This window comes from Clostridium sp. FP1 (genome assembly GCF_011065975.2).
Taxonomy (GTDB): domain Bacteria; phylum Bacillota; class Clostridia; order Clostridiales; family Clostridiaceae; genus Clostridium_AD; species Clostridium_AD tagluense.
Genome location: NZ_JAAMNJ020000001.1, coordinates 3,064,799 through 3,086,434, shown reverse-complemented (window position 1 = coordinate 3,086,434; position 21,636 = coordinate 3,064,799). Strand labels below are relative to the sequence as shown.

23 protein-coding genes and 1 pseudogene are annotated in these 21,636 nt (G+C 30.8%); 19 read left to right on the top strand and 5 right to left on the bottom strand.

Features of this window, described 5'->3' with window-relative positions; translation table 11 throughout:
- Positions 1–3 precede the first annotated feature (3 nt).
- A complete protein-coding gene (locus G9F70_RS15025) occupies positions 4–780 on the top strand; it encodes a hypothetical protein (RefSeq protein ID WP_164943747.1) in 777 nt (258 codons plus the stop codon).
- A 597-nt stretch (positions 781–1,377) separates the two neighbouring features.
- Here the strand turns inward: G9F70_RS15025 and G9F70_RS15020 are convergent.
- From G9F70_RS15020 to G9F70_RS15010, 3 genes are read right to left on the bottom strand one after another with little or no spacing between them, the layout of a single operon-like run.
- Positions 1,378–1,752 (bottom strand): hypothetical protein, encoded by a 375-nt coding sequence (locus G9F70_RS15020; RefSeq protein ID WP_164943746.1) that lies wholly within the window; start codon positions 1,750–1,752, stop codon positions 1,378–1,380.
- Positions 1,753–1,781: 29 nt separating this feature from the next.
- On the bottom strand, positions 1,782–2,684 hold the full coding sequence (locus G9F70_RS15015; protein WP_318010999.1) for an RNA ligase family protein: 903 nt from the start codon (positions 2,682–2,684) through the stop codon (positions 1,782–1,784).
- A gap of 32 nt (positions 2,685–2,716) precedes the next feature.
- The gene (locus G9F70_RS15010) at positions 2,717–3,529 is read right to left on the bottom strand and encodes a Ku protein (RefSeq protein ID WP_164943744.1); all 813 of its coding nucleotides are present in this window, start codon (positions 3,527–3,529) and stop codon (positions 2,717–2,719) included.
- Positions 3,530–3,742: 213 nt separating this feature from the next.
- On the opposite strand from G9F70_RS15010, the gene G9F70_RS15005 reads away from it, so the two are divergent.
- From G9F70_RS15005 to G9F70_RS14995, 3 genes are all read left to right on the top strand, one after another.
- Positions 3,743–4,993, top strand: coding sequence for a DNA polymerase thumb domain-containing protein (locus G9F70_RS15005; RefSeq protein WP_164943743.1), 1,251 nt, complete (start codon positions 3,743–3,745; stop codon positions 4,991–4,993).
- Between the two features lie 15 nt (positions 4,994–5,008).
- The gene (locus G9F70_RS15000; protein WP_164945993.1) at positions 5,009–5,272 is read left to right on the top strand and encodes a hypothetical protein; all 264 of its coding nucleotides are present in this window, start codon (positions 5,009–5,011) and stop codon (positions 5,270–5,272) included.
- Positions 5,273–5,479: 207 nt separating this feature from the next.
- Positions 5,480–6,226 (top strand): hypothetical protein, encoded by a 747-nt coding sequence (locus G9F70_RS14995; protein ID WP_164943741.1) that lies wholly within the window; start codon positions 5,480–5,482, stop codon positions 6,224–6,226.
- Between the two features lie 158 nt (positions 6,227–6,384).
- On the opposite strand, the gene G9F70_RS14990 is transcribed toward G9F70_RS14995, so the two are convergent.
- Both G9F70_RS14990 and G9F70_RS14985 read right to left on the bottom strand, forming a co-directional pair.
- Positions 6,385–6,540 (bottom strand): helix-turn-helix domain-containing protein, encoded by a 156-nt coding sequence (locus tag G9F70_RS14990; protein ID WP_164943740.1) that lies wholly within the window; start codon positions 6,538–6,540, stop codon positions 6,385–6,387.
- A gap of 230 nt (positions 6,541–6,770) precedes the next feature.
- A complete protein-coding gene (locus G9F70_RS14985) occupies positions 6,771–7,001 on the bottom strand; it encodes a helix-turn-helix domain-containing protein (RefSeq protein WP_164943739.1) in 231 nt (76 codons plus the stop codon).
- 402 nt (positions 7,002–7,403) lie between these two features.
- Between G9F70_RS14985 and G9F70_RS14980 the strand changes: the two are divergent.
- The 15 genes and pseudogenes from G9F70_RS14980 to pstA form a co-directional block, all read left to right on the top strand.
- Positions 7,404–7,712, top strand: a pseudogene (locus G9F70_RS14980) (sigma-70 family RNA polymerase sigma factor); the annotation flags it as partial.
- 91 nt (positions 7,713–7,803) lie between these two features.
- Positions 7,804–8,568, top strand: a complete 765-nt coding sequence (gene aroE, locus G9F70_RS14975; protein ID WP_164943738.1) for a shikimate dehydrogenase — start codon at positions 7,804–7,806, stop codon at positions 8,566–8,568.
- Between the two features lie 14 nt (positions 8,569–8,582).
- Entirely contained in the window at positions 8,583–9,638 is a 1,056-nt protein-coding gene (locus G9F70_RS14970) for a type IV pilus twitching motility protein PilT (RefSeq protein WP_164943737.1), read from the top strand.
- 376 nt (positions 9,639–10,014) lie between these two features.
- Complete coding sequence (gene ftsA / locus G9F70_RS14965) at positions 10,015–11,256, top strand: cell division protein FtsA (protein WP_164943736.1); 1,242 nt, start codon at positions 10,015–10,017, stop codon at positions 11,254–11,256.
- A gap of 15 nt (positions 11,257–11,271) precedes the next feature.
- Positions 11,272–12,375, top strand: a complete 1,104-nt coding sequence (gene ftsZ / locus G9F70_RS14960; protein WP_125005584.1) for a cell division protein FtsZ — start codon at positions 11,272–11,274, stop codon at positions 12,373–12,375.
- Between the two features lie 199 nt (positions 12,376–12,574).
- Positions 12,575–13,381: a sigma-E processing peptidase SpoIIGA gene (gene spoIIGA, locus G9F70_RS14955; protein WP_164943735.1), complete on the top strand. Its 807-nt coding sequence runs from the start codon at positions 12,575–12,577 to the stop codon at positions 13,379–13,381.
- Positions 13,382–13,426: 45 nt separating this feature from the next.
- Positions 13,427–14,134 (top strand): RNA polymerase sporulation sigma factor SigE, encoded by a 708-nt coding sequence (gene sigE / locus G9F70_RS14950; RefSeq protein WP_125005588.1) that lies wholly within the window; start codon positions 13,427–13,429, stop codon positions 14,132–14,134.
- 201 nt (positions 14,135–14,335) lie between these two features.
- Positions 14,336–14,611, top strand: coding sequence for a YlmC/YmxH family sporulation protein (locus G9F70_RS14945; protein WP_164943734.1), 276 nt, complete (start codon positions 14,336–14,338; stop codon positions 14,609–14,611).
- A 158-nt stretch (positions 14,612–14,769) separates the two neighbouring features.
- The gene (gene nrdR / locus G9F70_RS14940) at positions 14,770–15,225 is read left to right on the top strand and encodes a transcriptional regulator NrdR (protein ID WP_125005592.1); all 456 of its coding nucleotides are present in this window, start codon (positions 14,770–14,772) and stop codon (positions 15,223–15,225) included.
- Positions 15,226–15,299: 74 nt separating this feature from the next.
- The gene (pgeF, locus tag G9F70_RS14935; RefSeq protein WP_164943733.1) at positions 15,300–16,040 is read left to right on the top strand and encodes a peptidoglycan editing factor PgeF; all 741 of its coding nucleotides are present in this window, start codon (positions 15,300–15,302) and stop codon (positions 16,038–16,040) included.
- A 130-nt stretch (positions 16,041–16,170) separates the two neighbouring features.
- Complete coding sequence (locus G9F70_RS14930; RefSeq protein WP_125005596.1) at positions 16,171–16,866, top strand: response regulator; 696 nt, start codon at positions 16,171–16,173, stop codon at positions 16,864–16,866.
- A gap of 2 nt (positions 16,867–16,868) precedes the next feature.
- Positions 16,869–18,572 carry a two-component system histidine kinase PnpS gene (gene pnpS, locus G9F70_RS14925; RefSeq protein WP_164943732.1) on the top strand — a complete coding sequence of 568 codons (1,704 nt, stop codon included), beginning with the start codon at positions 16,869–16,871 and terminating at the stop codon, positions 18,570–18,572.
- A 181-nt stretch (positions 18,573–18,753) separates the two neighbouring features.
- Complete coding sequence (locus tag G9F70_RS14920) at positions 18,754–19,644, top strand: phosphate ABC transporter substrate-binding protein (protein ID WP_164943731.1); 891 nt, start codon at positions 18,754–18,756, stop codon at positions 19,642–19,644.
- A gap of 202 nt (positions 19,645–19,846) precedes the next feature.
- Positions 19,847–20,743, top strand: a complete 897-nt coding sequence (gene pstC, locus G9F70_RS14915) for a phosphate ABC transporter permease subunit PstC (RefSeq protein ID WP_164943730.1) — start codon at positions 19,847–19,849, stop codon at positions 20,741–20,743.
- On the top strand, positions 20,743–21,630 hold the full coding sequence (pstA, locus tag G9F70_RS14910; protein ID WP_164943729.1) for a phosphate ABC transporter permease PstA: 888 nt from the start codon (positions 20,743–20,745) through the stop codon (positions 21,628–21,630). Before pstC ends, pstA begins: the two co-directional genes overlap by 1 nt.
- Positions 21,631–21,636: the final 6 nt, after the last annotated feature.

Below are 21,636 nucleotides of genomic sequence, written 5' to 3'. Positions count from 1 at the left end.
TGTATGAGTACTTTTGAGATAGACAATGTTGTAGAACAAATAGCTTCAAAAAGTATAATAAAGAGTTTTTATCCATGGTATATTTCTAAGGTATTAGAACTTTCTCTAGATAAGGTTGTTCCTAGACTAAATTATTTAGTGCTAGGTGATTCCATTAAGCTAAAATATGAAATAAGATGTGATGAGGATTCAGACATTATAGAAATAGTAGATGATTATGGTAAATATTTAGGTAATACACTTTATTGTAGAAGTTGTAATGAAGATATTGAAATTACACTTGAAAATATTTTCCCCCTATATTATATAAATGATGAATATAGAGAATGTGTAAAAAAAAAATTAAATTGTAGTAATCTAAATATCAATATTTTATCTGAAAGTGAAGCTGCTATAGATGCTTTGAATATTGAAGGTATAGTTAGAAACTATTTTATGCAACAAAATATTCATGTTCCAAGAAAACAATATTTGAATATAAATGAATTAGATGAAAATTTAGGTCAGTTGACTTCAGCATTAGCGGCTTCAGGGGATAAACAACTTTTAGACAAATTTGATGAAATTGATGAATTAGTTGGAAATGAAGAAGTAAATAAACCACATTCATCGATGACAACGGTATTTAATCAAACTGTAAATAGCGCTGATAAGGTTGGAAAACTATATAAAGGATATGAAGCGACTAAACATTTACTTATGTTTACATTGAGTAAATGGAATGACTTAGCACCGTATATAAAACCTTTAAAGACTTTTTTTGATGGTCTTTTTAATTAACATACTTCTGATATAGAATGGTTTAGAACAAGAGGTTTAATCGCTAGATTTAGGTTTGTTTTTAATGTGGTGATTGTACTGCAATATTAGCTTGTAGAAATGAAGTGAAGTAGTATTTATAATTTCTAATAATAGTTAGAAGCTCTGAGGTATGCCTTGGGGCTTTTTTATTTTATATAAAATTAAACATTTAAACCTTAGGTTATCAATAAAAATAAAAATACTGCACTTAGGGGGAACCCAGTGCAGTATTTTTAGTTATTAAAATAAAAGGATTGGTATTTAAGTTATGGGCTATTTTACAAATTTTATTCACTTCTTTTAGTGAATTTGGAACTTTTTAATTTTGTGTATAAATAATTGTATCATGGCAATAATTTAGAAAAAAATAAAAGGGGTAATTGCATTGCAAAAATCTAAAAGAAGCTTTATAGAATTAAACTTAGTAGTATCTGTAGCAGTTATATTTATTCTAGCTACAGTGGCAGCCCAAGTATTGCTATAAAAATAAGGCATATAAGTTACATTAATTTGTAATCTATATGCCTTATTTTTTTCTTGTGTATGAGGTTGATAATTTATATTTATAATACGATTTTAGAGTTTTCTTTCGTAAAAATCATACTCACCATCAAATGCAATTTCGGCTTCAGTATCACACTCAAGTGATTCAGTTAAATTATCTATCTGCCCTTCTAAATACATAATTCTATCAGTCATATATGCACTGGTATTAGTATTGTCATGTAACCCTGTATCTAGTGCATCAAATAGATTTTCTTTTTCTATATCAGTAAGATTTGAAACTACTAAAGTTAAATCCTCTCCATGTTGATCATCTGCAATCATTAAAACCTTATCTCTAAACATATGCCCTTTAGAGGTCGTAATATCAAATTTTGCTATATCAGCATCGTCTTCAATTAGAGTAATGTTGTTATTTTTGTATTTAATTTGTCTTTCATTATACATAATTATCTCTCCCTACTAATTGAATGGAGTTATACTACGATACAATCTTTGGGGTCTTTATCTACCCTCAGACCTTTAAACACAGGTTGTCGTAACGAACCATTTGCTGTTTTTGTCATATATTTTACAATACATACAAGGCCAGGTTTTATCCATATAGCATTATCGTTTCCAGAAGGCAATTCATAAAAAGGGTGAGCATTTATTCTAGGCATCGATTCTATTGATTTAAAATCCTCCGTTGATATTCCCAGCGTAACATGACCCTTACATACCAGTTCTTTGCCTAAATATTGACCAAGAACAATGCTGATTGCACCGTTCTCTTTAAAGATATATCCACACACTACAAAGTCATCATCCAGTAAATATTTAATTTTAATCCAGTCTTTTGTTTTCTTGTCGAAATAATATTTGCTATATTTTCTCTTAGCGACTATTCCTTCAAGTTCATTTTGCTTAGCAAGCTGATAAAATTCAATTCCATGTTCTTCTATATATCTAGAAATAGCAATTCGTTCATTTTCTATAATAACTTTTTCTAGCAACTTTTTGCGTTTCATTAAAGGCAAATCTATAACCGAGTGATCCTTGTAATAAAGGATATCAAATGCGGTAAAACTGGCTGGTAATCTAGATGATGCAAGTTGGATTTTAAAGGTATTTGACAATAGGGAGCGCCTCTGAATCTCAGGGAAGTCTGGCTTGCCATCCTTGATAACAATCAACTCACCATCTAAAATACAACGATACTTGACTTGTTTGTTTATATTTAAAAGTTCTGGGAATTTTGGAAGCATTTTAATATCTCGCTTATTTCGTAAATCTGAGAAATCTTTATCAAGATAAGCTATACAGCGATGACCATCGAGCTTTAACTCGTAAATATAATCCAAACTGTCAAAAGCCTCTTGAGCCTCACCTATCAACATAGGTTTTATCCCTTTGCTCTCAAAGAAATCCATTATGCACCTTTAGAAGTTTTTTTACGTGTTGGCTTAGGTGTTGGAATTTCTTTAACTTTATTTTGCTCAATACTAGCCTTAAGTGCATCCATAAGATTAATTACATTACCTGGAGATTCAGATTTAGCGGCAACAATTTCCTTGCCAGCAATTTTTGTTTCAAGCAAGTCTCGTAACTTCATTTGATACTCATCTTTATATTTAGCAGGCTCGAAAGGAGTTATCATTGAGTTAATTAATGCCTTTGCCATCGTGACCTCAGCCTCTACTAATTCTGGCTTATTGTAGGATTTAGCAAGGTCTTTAATTTCGTCCTCATAATACATTGTAGAAATTAATATTCCGTCCTCACGAGGAATTATAGCAAGTAAAGTTTCTTTTGTTCCCATTACCGTCTTACCTATTGCAATTTTCTGCTCACTCATAAGCGCAGCGCGTAGTAATTCAAAAGCTTTGTCCCCACCAGCTAGAGGAGTAGCTTGATATGTTTTATCATAATAAATTGGTGATATTTGATTAAGCTGTGCAAAGTGCATTATCTGTATTGATTTTTCTTTCTCAGTTTTAATTTTATCTAAATCGTCATCTGTTACAACCACGTAATGCTCTTTATCATATTCATATCCTTTGATAATATCTTTTGTAACAATCTCTTTCCCACAGTGAGCGCAAGTCTTCTTATATTTTATCCTTGAATTATCTTCTTTGTGGAGCTGGTTAAAGTGTATATCATTATCTTGAGTAGCAGTATACATAGATATCGGAATAGCAACAAGGCCAAAGGAAATAACTGTTTTATGAGCTACCGCCATTATTAACACCTCTCTTACTTTTTTATTAGTATAACCAAAACTTAATTTATTTACTATTAATCATTTCAATTTTGCTATTTCTATAAAATGACTAAAATTATGTCTTAATTTGGAAAATTAAATTACTTCTAAAATACATGAAAGTAGGATATAATAGTTACGAACTGATGTTCTGATATTAAAATATAACGCTTGGCAGAAAGGAAAATATTTATGAGCAGACTTATATTTCACATAGATGCAAATAGTGCTTACCTTTCTTGGGAAGCAGCTTATAGATTGCAACAGGGAGAGAAAATAGACTTAAGAGAAGTTCCTAGTGTAGTGGGTGGAAATGAAGAAAGCAGACATGGTATTGTTTTAACTAAATCAATTCCTGCAAAGAAATATAACATACAGACAGGTGAAACTCTTTATACTGCACGACAGAAGTGTCCAGAGCTAGTAATAGTTCCCCCAAGATATTGGCTGTATATGCAATGCAGTTCAGCTATGAATAAAATATTTCAGGAATACACTCCACAAATTCAACGATTTTCGGTTGATGAAAGCTTTCTAGACTTTTCTAACATGGAGCATTTATATCCAGACTATATGGAACTCGCTGAAACTTTAAGTGAAAGAATAAAAAAAGAGCTTGGGTTTACAGTAAACATAGGAATATCAAATAATAAGCTGCTGGCGAAAGTGGCTTCTGATTTTAAGAAGCCAGATATGATTCATACTTTATTCCCTCATGAAATAAAAGAAAAGATGTGGCCACTAGCTGTTGAAGATTTGTTTATGGTAGGTAGGGCTACAGCTCCAAAACTTCATAGTTTAAATATCAATACTATTGGTGATTTAGCAAATTATGATGTGGAAGTTTTAAAGTATAAATTAAAAAGTCATGGGCAAGTAATTTGGAATTACGCTAATGGTATAGATATTTCAGAGGTCAGAAAGAGCAATTATATTCAAATGAAGGGCATAGGCAATTCTACAACAATAGCTTTTGACGTTGAAGATAGTGATACAGCTCATAAAGTATTGTTGTCCTTGTGTGAAACAGTATCTATGCGTTTAAGAGATTCACAGAACTGCTGTAGTGTAGTTTCAATAAGTGTAAGAGGAAGTGACTTAATTAATTATTCACGTCAAAAGAAATTGGAAGTAGCTACTGATTCAACTAGAAGAATATATGAAGTAGCATGTTACCTATTTGATAATGTATGGAAGGGTAACCCCATAAGACATTTAGGGATTCACATAACAGATTTTTGTGGTAACGATTTTTATCAATCCTGCTTACTTGATACATTTGATTATGATAAAGATAGTAGACTTAATAAAGCGGTGGATGGAATAAGGCTAAAGTATGGCGATAAAGCTATAAGTAGGTCTTGTTTTCTTCATTCTGGTCTAAGTGCTATGTGTGGAGGGATAGGAGAAGACGATTATCCATTGATGAGTGCAATGTTATAGAAGGAGTTGAAGGTGATGAAGGTTTTAGCTTTACCTATAGAAATGGTTTCTTATACAGATAGCAAAGGTACTATACAGCCTATAAGGTTTAGAATGCAAATAGATGATGAGCCTATGCAAGTCATAAAAATAGATAAGATAATTTGTGTAGATAGAGAAAAACTTGCAGGTAATAATATGCTAGTGTATAAGTGCCAGAGTGTAATTAGCGGAACTGAAAAACTATATGAGATAAAATATGAGTTGAGTACCTGCAAGTGGATATTATTTAAAATTTAGATCTTAAATTATTGATAAAACTAAAAAAATACTGCATTTAGGGGGGTAACCCAGTGCAGTATTTTTAGTTATTAAAATAAAAGGATATTTAAATTATAGACTATTTTACAAGTTTTATCCACTGGAACTATAAAAAATATTATATTTTTACAAATGTGGCAAATTGTATTATAATTGAGATATTAAAAGTATAGGGAGGGGTAAACCATGGGACTATTTAATAAAATATTTAACAAGTATATTGCCAAAAATAAAATCAATCTAAAATATAATATTGTATTTACAATAGATTATTTGAATATAGACTATGATGAAAAATTAAAAAATGCAAAGATAATATTTCCTTTAGACAGTAATCAAATTATAATAAATGGTGATAGTATGTATTTTAATGCTTTATCTATAGATGAAGCAGGAAGAAGTGAAGATGATTTATATAGAAAAATATATACGCGAAATTTTGCATTTTGGATAACACCTTGTGATTATAATGCTATTTTATACATAATGAAAGATAGAGAAAAAAAGTACCAACTAGAAAAACAAAACAATAAAATAAGGATAAAAGCCACATATAGTGAAGAATTTGAATATGACAAAATAGATGATGATATTTATAGGTGCTGTATTGTTGATAAAGGTGATACTGATTTAGGCAATATAAATTGTGGTGGAAGTATAAAAGATTTTAAAAATATTGAAAATTATATCTCTGATATTTGCAAAGAACATGGAGGAAGATATTATAAAACCCAATCTAAAAATACTAAATTTGTTATCATATTTGGATGCAATGCAAGATTAGCTTCAAGGGTTAAATATTTTAGAAATAAAGGATACAAGGTAACTAGCTTTGAAAATGTTCTTAAATATTTAAGCATAGCGAACCTATGGGATATAAACAAGATGAAAAATGAAACAATAAGAATAAAAGAAACAATAGCTTTAATGTGAATTTTCTATACGAGTTATAATAAAAAGACACTAGTCAATGGAGTTCATCCACGATCCAGTGCCTTTTTTATTTTGAGGTTTTTAGTGTTGCATTTTTTACAATTAGATTTACAATTGGGGCAATTTAAAACACAAGACAATAGATCTTTTGGGCAGGCTTACATGGCTGTTGCAATTCTATAAAGCATAGGAAGCGATGGAATTTTTGTACCCTTCTCTAATTTGCTTATATAACTTTGAGATATTCCCGCTCTTCTTGCAAGTTCCGACTGTGATATAACAAGCTTATTTCTCCAATATTCTATCCTATGCACATTCTATACACTCCTATATACAACCGTATATTCACAATCGAATATGGTCGATAAATGTTTTTTATTAAAGAATAGCATATAATATTGTAGAAATACATCGGAAAATAATGGTAAATTGTCGAAAGTATGCCTACCGGTCATGGCTTTTTGTGATACACTAAAAACAGTGATTAATTGCTAAGATTTTAACAAGACATTAAAGGAAATTATGGGGTGCTGAAGCGTCAAATTTATTTATGCTTTTTAGGATATGGAGTTTGTATGTTTGTCCTACCTAAGAGGTAGTCTGTAGATATGTTAAAGTAATCAGCCATTTTAATGACTAGATAGATATTAGGAGTTCTATAAGCAGTTTCATAATTTGATAAGGTTTTTCTATCTATATGTAATGCTTTTGATAATTCATCCTGTGTTAAATCACTGTCTTGCCTTAGAGCTCTTAACCTATTATTAAACTGCACAACAATCCCTCCAATTTGATAAATATAGCTAGTATATCACTGGGGAATTGGATTAATTTAAAAGTGGCTCGTTTAGCAGACATTTAAGATTAGACAATAAAGTATTAATAAAAAAATGCCAATTATTGAAAAGCACAAATATAAATAGGAACATACGTTCTTTACTTTAGAGAAGCATGGTGTTATTATTAAGTTATTAAGGATACATATGGAAAATTAAATAGACAAAACAGAGGGGGACAAAACTGATGTCAAATGAGGAAATAATAAAAAGGCAAAAGGAATTGTTATATTTAGTAATTAAATTGAGTGAGAAAATAAATACACCTATTGACGGTATTAAGCAACAGGTGTATATATAATGGAAGGTTAAATATTTATATTAATGTCTAACATATTGTAGGTAATGAAATATCGCTTATGGATATATTAAGCAGTGATGAAGATTCTATTATTGAGATAGTAGAAAATAAAATACAAATTAAAAAGCTTTATAGTAAGATAAACTTAGCTTTGATGGATAGAGAAAAAATAATAATCCAAATGCGTTATGGATTACTTGATGGTAACCCTCGAACCCAAAGAGAAATTGCATTAATTCTAGGAATTTCTAGGTCTTATGTATCTAGAATTGAAAAGAGAGCATTAAAGAAGCTTTATAAAGAATTAAATAATACTAATAAATCAAAACTTAATTGCTCTAATAAATAGTTATAGAGAATAGAAAAAATAAAAAAAGGAGAATTTTATAATTTCGTCGAATATTAATAAGTCTTCCATATTATAACTTGGAGATGATAAAGTGAAGTATACTGGATTAATTGGAAATAATATACAATACTCAAGATCACCGGAAGTTCACAATGAATATTACAGACTAAATGGACTTGATTTTAATTACAACTTATATGATTTACAAAAGAATGAAATAAGTTGTTTTATTGAAAATTTAGAAAAAAATAATATAGTTGGTTTTAATGTAACTATACCTTATAAAGAGCATATTATAAGTTTTCTAGACAAGGTTACGTATCCCGCAAATAATATAGGCGCAGTCAATACAGTTGTATTAAAAAATAATAAACTTATTGGCTACAATACAGATTATCTAGGTTTCATTAAAAGCCTAAAAGTAGAGGGGATTAACTCTCTAAATGGCAAGGCACTGATTATTGGAAATGGAGGTGCGGCAAAGAGTATATTTTTTGCACTTAAAGATTTAGGAATAGAATCTATAGATATTACAGGAAGAGACAAACATAAGATTCTTAACCAATTTTCTAAAATGGATAAGTTTGTAGAATTTAATTCAATTATAGATTGTAGTAACTACAATATAATTGTAAATTGTACACCCTTAGGTGGAATAGATCATCTTAAGGAATTTACATTAAAACTGGAAAACGCTTCAGAAAAAAATATATTATACGATTTAAATTATATACCTGAGAAAACATTGTTTTTAAAGCAAGGTAAGGAAAAGGGAGCTAAGATTATAAATGGCAAGAATATGCTAAAATTCCAAGCCCATTTTGCCATAGATATTTGGAAAGCTTCATTAAAATAACAGGAGGACAAACAATGATATCACTTAGTGAATTGCTAGAGAAAACTACAGAAGAAAATGCATCAGATTTGCACTTAACAGTTGGTTCCGTACCAATTATTAGAGTTAATGGGCATCTAATACAAGTAGGGAAAGATAAATTAACTCCAGGGGATACTGAAAAATACTCTAGAGAAATTTTACAAGATTCTTATAAAGAATACTATGAAAATGGAGAAATTGATACTTCTTACTCTATTGGAGGTATTGGAAGATTTAGAGTTAATGTTTATAAACAAAGGGGAAGCGATACTATAGCAATTAGAGTTGTTTCCCTAAAAATACCTACGCTCAAACAACTTGATTTTCCGGAGGTTGTTCGCGCACTTACCACAAAGCAAAGAGGACTAGTTTTAGTAACTGGACCGACAGGCAGTGGTAAAAGTACTACACTAGCTGCTATGGTTAATGAAATTAACTCTACTAGAGCATGTAATATTATTACCCTGGAGGATCCTATTGAATATTTGCATAAACATAATAAATCCATCATTAATCAAAGAGAAATTGGGAAAGACAGTAAAAATTATAGAAATGCTTTAAAAGCTATCCTTAGAGAAGATCCAGATGTTATATTAGTAGGCGAAATGAGGGATCTTGAAACAATTTCTATTGCTATTACTGCGGCTGAAACTGGTCATTTGGTTTTCTCTACGCTACATACTATAGGTGCGGCAAAAACAGTAGATAGAGTAGTGGATGTATTTCCTCCACATCAGCAGCAACAAATTAAAGTCCAATTAGCAGCAGTAATGCAAGGAATAGTTTCTCAACAGTTAATACCTAAAGTTAATGAAAAAGGAAGGGTAGCGGCCCTTGAGATAATGATATCAACTCCAGCAATTCAAAACCTTATAAGGGAAGGTAAAACGCATCAATTGCAGTCTTGCGTTCAAACTGGTGGAAAATATGGTATGAAAACTATGGACATGTCCATTGCAGATTTATATAAAAAAGGTATTATATCAAAAGATGAGGCAATGACATACTCCGTTGACAATGAAATGATGTTAAGAATGCTATCACTTTAGCAAATAATTAAACTGAGCTAAAAGCATAGATGAATTATTGCTTTTAGCTCTATTTTTACTTTAAAGTTAAGTTTTAATCATATATTGATTAGGTAAAGTTACCCAATTAATATAATATTGCTTTTTTTATATATTGCTATTATACTAAACCTAGAAGAAAATTAACTTTTTAATATTATTATGATTATTATAATGTAGTTTACGAATTCTAAATTAAGTTTATATATACCTACTAATATAGAATAAAATGTATGCAGCTTTAATTGTATTTAAATTTCTAATAAATATTATAAAAAACTCATTTAAATAAGAGGAAAATTTATTTTTTTGTTGAATATATAAAATGAGGTTTCTCTTATAAGGGGGGATAAACTTAATGAATGAACATATAGTGGGAATAGACTTAGGATCAACGAAAATATGCGGAGCAGTTGGTAAGATTGCTAGCAATGGAAAACTTCAGATTATAGGCATTACATCAGTGGTATGTAGTGGTTTAAATAAATCAGTTGTAATAGATATTGATAGTACAGCTGAATCTATAAAGCAATGTATCACACAATTAGAGCGTATGACAGATATACAAATAAGTGAGGTATATATATCACTACCTGGTGGAATTTGCAAATTAGTAAGAAATACTGGAATGATTGCAATATCTTCTGAAGACAGAGAAATTAAACAATCTGATGTGGACAGGGTAATTGAAGCAGCTAAACTTATCTCAGTTCCATCCGACAAAGAAATAGTAGGCGTTGAACCTGAACAATATATTGTTGATGGATATGACAATATCAAAGACCCTAGAGGAATGAGTGGAGTAAGACTAGAAGTTGAAGCACAAGTAGTCATGGCACAATCCACCGTAGTTAGTAATTTGTTAAAAAGTGTAAAATATGCTGGAATTAAAGTTAATGGCATAGTACTTCAACCATCAGCTATTTCGGAGGCAGTGCTTCGAAGAGAAGAAAAGGATATGGGAATAGCAATTGTAGATGTTGGAGCAGAGACTATTGATATCTCAATATACAAGGGTTCAAAAATAAAATATACTTCTATTCTTCAATTAGGTGGAAATAGCATAACTAATGATATTTCTGTTTGTCTTAAAGTTCCATTTAGCGAAGCTGAAAGATTAAAGCTTAAATATGGAAGTTTAGTCAAAGGCAAAGAAACCGATGTAGAGAAAATTAGGATTAAAGATTCTTATGATAATTTCACTGATATTGATAATAATTTATTAGTTGATATAATTGAGGCTAGAGCAGAAGAGTTATTAAATTTAATTAAAAGCAACTTATTAAATAGTGGATTTTATAAAGAGATTTCTGGTGTAGTTATAGTTGGTGGAGGTATCTCTTTATTTAGAGGCACCACTGAGCTAAGCAAAGAGATATTCAATAAGTCAGTGAGAATAGGTTCTCCAGATTATGTGGGCGCTGCTAGTCCACTGTACGTTACAGCAGTTGGAATAGTTGTACAAGCTGCTAATAATCTTAAAACTAGTAATAGTTTTTCTGAAGAAATAGATGATGGTAAATGGTCAAAAAAACAAAGTAAAGGTGAAAAAAACCAATTTGTAGCAAAAATCAAAGGGTTTTTTGCAGACTTTTTCTAATAAGGAGGTAGTGTCGTGCTAGATTTTGATGTTGATGTTCAAGAATTTGCTCAGATTAAGGTAATTGGGTGTGGTGGCGGAGGAAATAACGCTATAAACAGGATGATTATGGAGGGACTTAAAAACGTAGAGTTTATAGCTATAAATACAGATAAACAAGCTTTAATTCTTTCTCATGCGGTACAAAAAATTCAAATAGGTGATAAACTCACTAAAGGGCTAGGAGCAGGGGCCAATCCAGAGATTGGTATGAAAGCAGCCGAAGAAAGCAGAGATGAAATATCACAAGCTATAAAAGGAGCAGATATGGTATTTATTACTGCAGGTATGGGAGGCGGTACAGGTACTGGCGCTGCACCTGTAGTTGCTGAAATTGCTAAATCTATGGGAATACTAACTGTAGGAGTTGTAACAAAACCATTCCCTTTTGAAGGCAGAAAAAGAATGATTAATGCCGAAATAGGAATAAAAACTCTAAAAGAAACGGTAGATACTTTGGTTACAATTCCAAATGAAAGATTATTAACCATGGTAGATAAGAAAACTACATTGATGGACTCCTTTAAAATGGCAGATGATGTTTTAAGACAGGGTATACAAGGTATATCTGATTTAATTACAATACCTGGTCTTGTAAATCTAGACTTTGCAGATGTAAGAACAATTATGCTTGCAAAAGGTCTTGCGCATATGGGTGTTGGTAGAGCCTCAGGTGATAACAGATCCCAAGAAGCAGCAAAGCAAGCTATTTCAAGCCCACTACTCGAAACTTCTATAGTTGGTGCTACTGGTGTACTTTTAAATATTACTGGTGGAACAGATCTAGGACTTCTTGAAATAAATGAAGCCGCGGAAATTGTTCAAGGAGCTGCAGATCCAGATGCCAATATCATATTTGGTGCAGTTATAGATGAAAATTTAAAAGATGAAATAAGAATAACAGTTATAGCAACTGGCTTTGAAAATGAAAAAATATTAAAAAATAAAACTGTACCAAAGACCAAAGAAAAAGAAAAAGAAAAAGAATTTGTTAAACCTATCGAAGAAGCTGCATATACTAAAGATTATGAGACTTCTGATTTGGAAATTCCAGCTTTTTTACGAAGACAAAGTAAATAAACAATTTTAGTTACTTATAGGTACCTATGCACTTACAATATAATTTGTAGTGCATAGGTATTTTTTTATTACCTGTATATTTAAAAAAAATATGGGAATTAGTGGCATTTTATAGAAGAATAAAAATTATATTTGTGGTAAAAAATGACAAAATTTTAATCGCATAAGTTATATAATGTTTTTAAAGGAGGAAGGGCGAGTGATAGTATATGTAGATGTTCTTATATTAGTAAATTTTATAGTTAATCTATTCATATTGCATGTTACTGTTCAAACATTAAGAAAAAGAGTGAATCTTATGTGGATGTGCCTATCAAGTTTTGTGGGTAGCCTATATGTTTTAACAGTTGTGTACCCAAAGCTTAAATACTTGTCATATATACCTTTTAAAATATTAATAGTTATAGGAATGATTTTAATTGTTTTTAGAGAAAAAAATATTTTATTCATAATTAAGGCTTGTATAATATTTATATTATATTCAATTCTTTTAGCTGGGATGTGTTTATTTATTCAAATAAGCAATAGTAAGGAAATGTCATTTAATATAATTATAATAAATTTTCCTTATGAAAAATTACTTCTTTCAGTAATGATAATTTATATGTTGATATATAGGATCGTAATTTTTATAGGGGATAGAAAAAAAATATTAACTCTTATATACACTGTTGATATAATTAGTAAAAGTCATAAAAAAACTATTGTAGCATTTTTAGATACAGGAAATGAGCTTCGTGAGCCTGCTACTAATTTGCCAGTATTAATTGTTGAACGTAATATGTTAAATGATGTAATACTTGAAAAAAACAATACCTATTACATTCCCTATACTGTACTAAATGGAACTAGGGGAAGCCTTGTAGGTTTTAAACCAGAGTATATTAATATTCATATTGATAAAAAAACCATTGAAACAAAAGATGTAATTATAGCCTTTTGTGAGGATAAATTGAGCAAAGACAACTACTACAATGCGCTTATGTCAAGGGGAATACTTAATTAAAAGTTCAAAATTATTATATGAAATAATAGATATAAGGAGGATATTATGTTCAATTTTAAAGTAGTGTTAAACAAGTTGATTGTTAAATTCAAAGTATTTTCAAAAAATTTGTTTTATATAGGGGGGAATGATGCACTACCACCTCCTTTGACTAAGGATGAAGAGGACGAATTAGTGGTTAGATTAGATACAGGTGACAAAAAAGTGAGAGCCACCTTAATCGAAAGAAATTTAAGGCTAGTAGTATATATAGCAAGGAAGTTTGAAAATACAGGTGTAAATGTTGAAGACTTAATTTCTGTTGGAACCATAGGGCTTATAAAAGCAGTTAATACCTTTGACCCTGAAAAGAAAATCAAATTAGCTACATATGCTTCAAGATGTATTGAAAATGAAATTTTAATGTATCTCAGAAGAAATAGTAAAATAAAAACAGAAATTTCTTTTTATGAACCTCTAAATGTTGATTGGGACGGTAATGAATTGTTACTTTCTGATATTCTTGGCACTGACAACGATGTGGTTTACAATATTATTGAAGATGATGTAGATAAACAATTGCTTTGGCTTGCTATGCAACGTTTAAATTCAAGAGAAAAAGAAATTGTGCAACTAAGATTTGGCTTAAATGGAACTACAGAAAAAACACAAAAAGAAGTTGCGGATATTCTTGGAATATCACAATCTTATATCTCAAGACTTGAAAAAAGAATTATAAAAAGATTAAAAAAAGAAATTAATAAAATGGTATAAGGTCCCTTTATGGGATCTTTTTTTTGTAATATCATTTTAATTTATGCTTGAAACTTCTTATGGTTCTATGTTTTATTTTAAGAAATTAATTTTTTGTCATTAAAAATGATATTTTTAATGACTAATGAATATAAATAATATAAAGTGTTATGCATTTTTAAAAATAGACTAGTGCACGTGACTAGCGGTTTTCAAAAACTTATGGGGGGTAATAAATTGGACAGCTTAATGTTTGCTATAAATAACTTAAGACAAATGGAAATTATAGATTTAAATTCAGGGTCGAAAATGGGATACATCAAAGATTTAAAAGTTGATTGTGAAGAATATCGAATTATTTCAATCATACTTCCAACTCAAAAATCATCTTGGTTTAATAAAAATAATAGCATTGAGATACCTTGGGAAAAGGTAAAAAAAATTGGTGTGGACGTTATTCTTGTAGATGGTAGTGATGTAAATATAGAAAATGAATAACACATAATAGAAATTTAATAAGGTAGCACATAAAAATAAATAACAAGTTATCCTACTTGTTATTTATTTTTATGTGCCTAAAGTATTTTAATTTATAAGAAAAAGTGTATAATGTTATTATATTTGCTAACTATACAAGAAAGAGGGCGTGAAAAGCATTGAAGTGTCCATATTGCAGCTGTGAAGAAAGTAAAGTAGTTGATTCTAGATCAACAGAGGATAATATTGCAACTAGAAGAAGACGCGAGTGTCTGACTTGTTTTAAACGATATACTACTTATGAAAAAGTAGATGATATACCAATTTTAGTAATAAAAAAGGATTTTAATAGAGAATATTTTGACAGAACAAAAATAATAAATGGACTTATGAAGGCCTGTCAAAAAAGACCAGTATCAAGAATGCAAATTGAAGCCATTTGTGATGAGGTAGAAAAACAGTTAAATAATGAAATGCTTACAGAAGTAAAATCTGACTATATCGGAGAAATCATTATGAATATACTAAAGAATGTAGATGAGGTTTCTTATGTGAGATTTGCTTCAGTTTATAGGCAATTCAAAGATATTAATACGTTTATGGAAGAAATAAGGAAATTAATGTCTAAGGAATAAAACACCCTTAGGCATTTTGTATTTTGAAAAATTAAAATTTTTACACTCTATGTACTTATAAATGAGGTGAAGTAATGAAAATTGAAACTATTAATAATCATGAATTTATAAAATTCCAGTATGAGAATGCTGTGATTTTGTTTGCTACAGCAAAAGCTGACCTAAATTTTAATAAAAATACACAGGAAGGGTTGCTAAATTTAGAAATGATTAAGAAACATTACAAATTACAAGCTATAGGCTATTTAAATCAAATTCATAGTGACATAATTGTAAGTTTTGATGGAAATACTAATGATGGAGATGCATTAATATCAGATAGAACTAAAACAGCTATAGGTGTGTTTACGGCAGATTGTGTTCCAGTAATTTTAGTAGACACTAAAAAAGGAGTAATAGCTGCCGTACATAGTGGATGGAAAGGTACAAAGGCATTAATTGTAAGTAAAACAATTAAAAAATTAGAAGAAAATTATGGCTCAAAAGCTAAGGATATTAGGGTATACATTGGTCCACATATTGGTGGTTGTTGCTATGAAGTTAGCCCGGAACTAATAGAAGCGTTTACTAGTGAAGATATTTATAGTAATATTAAAATTAGCAATAATAATAAATTGGATTTAGAAAAATGTATTTTGGCACAACTTGTGGACAAGGGTATTAAAGAAGAAAATATTACTACTACCAACACTTGTACTGCCTGTAATAAACAATATGAATTATATTCCTATAGAAATAGTGAAAATAAGCAAGGTAGGATGTTTTCTTTTGTATACTTAACGACGGTTCGGAAGGAAAGCCCCACACTTCTATAAGTTGGGGTTAGATAGTGCAATAAAAAAACTTCAGTGGGACTCTAAATCTCCTTCTGAAGTCGTTAATTGCAACTCAGCAGGAGATGATTTAACTCAATAAGTTAAGCAGAAAAAGTATGGAGGGATTAACATGGCTGGAGAAAAAATATTAGTGGTGGATGATGAAGAGCATATTCAGGAGTTAATTAGGTTTAATCTTGAGAAAAGCGGATATAAGGTTATATGTGCGGGGGATGGTATAGAGGCTATAAAACTGGTTAAAGAACAATTGCCACAATTAATGTTACTAGATTTAATGTTGCCTGGAATGGATGGCTTGGATGTGTGTAAGGAAATTAGAAAAGACTCATCTATGGCAAATATGCCAATAATAATGATAACAGCCAAAGGAGAAGAAATAGACAAAATAATAGGACTTGAGCTAGGTGCAGATGATTATATTACAAAGCCATTTTCAGTAAGGGAGCTAGTTGCGCGGATTAAAGCTATACTTAGAAGAACCAATATGCAGCTAGTTGAAAAAACTTTCAATATTGGTAATTTGGCTATTGACTTTGGTAAACACGAGGTCATTAAAAGTGAAAGTAAAATTGATTTAACCTTAAAGGAATTTGAGTTATTGGAAATCTTAATAAAAAATAAAGGTAGAGTTATGACAAGAGACTTCCTATTAGATAAAATATGGGGTTATGAATACTTAGGAGAAACAAGAACTGTAGACGTTCATATAAGACATTTAAGACAAAAAATTGAAGAGGATGATAAAAATCCAGCATATATTCAAACTATTAGGGGTATAGGATATAGATTTAATTTTGGTGATTAATTATGAAAAAAAAATTAGTTATATATTTGCTCAGTACTGTGATTTTTATATTTACAATAGTAACTGTTCTATTTGTATCTATTTTTAATTATGAATATCAACAAAATCTAAAAGATAAACTTGAAATAAATAATAATATGATAATTAACTTATTGAAAAGTAATAATTTAAGAGACCAAGAGAAATTTTTCGTAGAAAATTTAGCGCATTCGGAGTTAAGAGTAACCTATATAGATAAGAAAGGTAAAGTTATTTATGATTCATCTGTAAATGCAGAAACTATGGGTAACCACAATGATAGGCAAGAATTAATAGAGGCAAGAAAAAGTGGCAGTGGATTTTCAGTGAGATATAGTTCATCTACTGAGAAGAATATGATGTATTTTGCCACTGCTTTTGATGATGGTCTTATTATTAGAAGTTCGATGCCTGTTGAAATTGTAAATGGTCTAGGCAGTAAATATTTTAAGCTTTACATATTGGCCATATTATTTTGTGCGATAATGTCAATTTGGTTTTCTCTAAAACTATCCTGTATTATAGTAAAACCTATTACAGACTTAATTTTTATTACTTCAAGAATTAGTAAGGGGGAAATCCATAGAAGAGCTAGGACATTATCAGATGGCGAAATAGGGCAACTAGCAAAGAACTTTAATGAGATGGCAGATAAACTAGAGTTCACTTTAAATGAGGTTACAGACAAACAAAACAGGCTAGAGGCTATTTTGCAAAGTATGGATAGTGGAGTCATTGCTGTTGATAGGAAAAATAAAGTCATAATGATTAACCCCTATGCTAAAAAAATGTTTGGAATCACTAAAGATATTATAGGAGAAAATCTTCTAGATAATATAAGAGATTTTCAATTAGAAGATATTTTCCATCAAAGTGATGATGACTATAAAGAAATAAAGATAGTTTGGCCACAAGAAAGAGAACTCAGAATAAAAACTGCAGACATAATAAACAGAAGTCAGCATATAGGAACTGTTGCTGTGGTTCAAGATATTACAGAAGTAAAAAAATTAGAGAAAATGAGAACGCAGTTTGTTGCTAATGTTTCCCATGAACTTAAAACGCCGCTAACATCTATTAAAGGCTTTGCTGAAACCCTAAAATATGTGGATGATGTGGACACAAAGGAAAAGTTTTTAAATATAATCAATGAAGAAGCCGAAAGATTGACTAGATTAATTACAGATATTTTAACACTTTCACATATAGAACAACAAAAGGAAATCAAAAAAGAAAAAATTGATGTTAATAAAATTATAAGAGATGTTTACAATCTAATGAAAAACACAGCAGATGTAAAAGGAATCCAGTTATCAATTGAGCAGCACAGCATAAAAGCATTGCTAGGTGATGCTGATAGGTTTAAACAAATGTTAATTAACTTAGTAGGTAATGCAATAAACTACTCAGAAACAGGTGATAGTATTTGCATTGGAACAGAGGTCTACGATGATAGATTCATTCTATGGGTTAAGGATACTGGCGTTGGAATAGCTAAAAAACAAATTCCACGTATTTTCGAAAGATTTTACAGAGTGGATAAGGCTCGTTCTAGATCGAATGGTGGCACAGGTCTTGGCCTTGCTATTGTTAAGCATATAGTACTTCAATTTAACGGGAAAATATATGTTGAAAGTGAGCTTGGACTAGGTAGTAAATTCATAGTTGAAATTCCCTACAATGAATAGAAATAAAACTGTACAATTATTATTGGGATAGCTTTATTTTTATTCATTGTAAAGTTTAATTAACATTAGTTAAACTTTAATTAACTTTTTCATAATACAAAATTAACCTTCGGGGTATAATATTATAATTGTAATGAATAGCTAATAAAGAAATTAAAATAAGTGAACGGGGGAATTATCAATGAAGAAAAAAAGTTTAAAATTAATGGTAGCTACACTAGCAGTTGTAATGACAGCAGGAATTTTCACGGGTTGTGCAGATAAAACAGCTAAAACTGCACCTGAAACTAAAAACACTGAATTATCCGGTTCAATAACTGCAGCAGGATCAACTGCACTTCAGCCTTTAGCAGAACTCGGTGCTAAAAATTTCCAAGATAAAAACCCAGGAGCAACTGTAAATGTCCAAGGTGGCGGAAGTGGTACAGGACTTAAATTAGTGTTAGAAAGTAGTGTAGAAATAGGGAATTCAGATATATATGCAAAAGATAAAGCAGGAATTGATGCTACTGCATTAAAAGATCACAAGGTATGTGTTATAGGAATTGCAGCGGTAACAAATCCAAAAGTTAAAGTAGACTCTTTAACAAAGAAGCAATTACTAGATATATTTACAGGAAAGATAAAAAACTGGAAGGAAGTTGGTGGAGCTGACATAGCAGTTACAGTTATAAATAGACCAGCATCTTCAGGGACTAGAGCAACATTTAAACAATTTGGATTAGATGGCGCGGAAGAAGTGGCAGGATTAACTTCGGATTCAAGTGGAGCTGTTAAAGGAATGATCACAAAAACAGATGGAGCAATAAGCTACTTAGCATTATCATACTTCTCTGATGCAGCTAATAAACAAGGCTTAAATGTATTGAAAATTGATGGTATTTCTGCAAATGCAGAAAACATAAGCACAGATAAATATAAAATTTGGGCATATGAGCATATGTACACTAAGGGTGAACCTACAGGATTAACAAAAGCATATTTAGATTATATGATAAGTGATGAAATGAAAGCAGGAATAAAAAAACTAGGATATATCCCAATGGCAGATATGAAGGCTAAAAGAGATTAATGTTCTCAAAAGGCTGGGTAAAACCAGTCTTTATTTGCATTAACTAATATCCGTCGGTGCTTATCCTATTAACGATTTTAGAAGGAGTTTTATACCCATCACCGAAGCTTTATTTTTTCTCGGGTAGCAAGTTCTCATTTATGGAAGATGGCGGACTTTCCTTCTGAAATGTGGTTAAAATAATTTTTCGAGGTAAAATGATATGAAAAAAATATTTTTAAAACTTAAAAATGAATATCTAGGACGCGGTTTTGCAATGTTTTGTGGTGCGATTATAGTCATTCTTACCTTTTCAATCATATTATTCCTAACTACTAAGGGCCTCAGTACATTTATAAAGCATGGATATTCAATATTTCATTTTATATTCTCAGGGGCATGGAATCCAGAGGGTAGCGGAGAATCACTATCTCCTCAATTTGGAACTTTGATATTTATTATTGGGTCAACAGTGGTTTCTTTCCTTGCAGTGCTAGTAAGTGCACCGATAGGGGTAGCACTAGCTGTATTTATGAATGTAATTTCACCAAAACTCGGCACAAAAGTTCTTCAACCTGCCATTGAGTTATTTGTGGGAATACCTTCCGTTGTTTATGGCTGGATAGGAGTAAGTGTATTAGTACCTATTATTAAGATTTTTTTTGGAGGAATAGGATTTAGTCTACTTGCAGGAGTACTAGTTATTAGCGTAATGATTTTACCAACGATAACAAGTATTTCTTCAGATGCTATAAAAACTATACCTAAAGATTATATAGAAGCATCCTATGGACTTGGAGCAACTAGATGGCAAACTATAATTAAAGTAATTATTCCAGCAGCTAAAAGTGGAATATTAACAGGCATAGTCCTGGGAGTTTCAAGAGCCTTTGGAGAAGCACTAGCAGTGCAAATGGTTATAGGAAACTCAGTTACCCTCCCTAAGGGTTTACTTGGAACCACAGCTACATTAACAAGCATACTAACTATGGATATGGCAAATACAATTTATGGTACAGCATGGAATGACGCATTATGGTCAATGGCGCTATTATTATTATTAATATCCTTTATATTTATACTTCTAATTAGAAAACTTGGAAAAAGAGGTGATATATAATGAGTTCTAAAGTTAAGGATAAAATAGCAACTATAGTTTTATATATAATTTCTGCCTTAGTGATTCTTTTGCTTATAAGTCTTATAGGCTATATAATATATAATGGGAGACAATCATTAAATTTAAAATTTTTATTCGGTGAACCCAAAATCGGTGAAGCCGGTGGAGGAATTGGACGTCAATTATATAATTCAATACATTTGCTCTTAGTAACCCTTATAATTACAGTACCTCTAGGGGTAGGGGCTGGAATATATTTAGCTGAATACGCAAAAGAGGGAAAGTTATTAAATATTATAAGATTGAGTATCGAAACTATGGCTTCCTTGCCTTCTATAGTAGTAGGTTTATTCGGGCTATTAGTTTTTGTTAACATGACAAAATGGGGATATTCTCTTATTGCTGGAGCGCTCGCAATAACTATAATAAATTTACCGGGTATGACTAGAGTTTGTGAAAATGCTATTAAAGCGGCCTCATTTGGTGTTAAAGAAGCCAGTTTAGGACTGGGTGCTACCAGGTGGCAGACCATTAAAAATGTTGTATTACCTTCTGCGATGCCTCAAATTCTAACAGGTATTATACTAGCCGCAGGAAGAATATTTGGAGAAGCAGCAGCCTTACTTTATACTGCTGGTATGAGTGCACCAACTTTGAACTTTACTAATATAAGCTTAACAAGTAAAGCTTCAGCTTATAGCTTATTAAGGCCAGCTGAAACTTTGTCTGTCTATATATGGAAGCTGAATTCTGAAGGAATGGTGCCTGATGCTGCTAAGATAGCAAACGGGGCTTCAGCAGTTTTAATAATAGCAGTGCTTATATTTAATGTATCTGCAAGAATAATCGGAAAAAAATTATATGAATCTCACACAGGAAGTAAATAGGGAGGG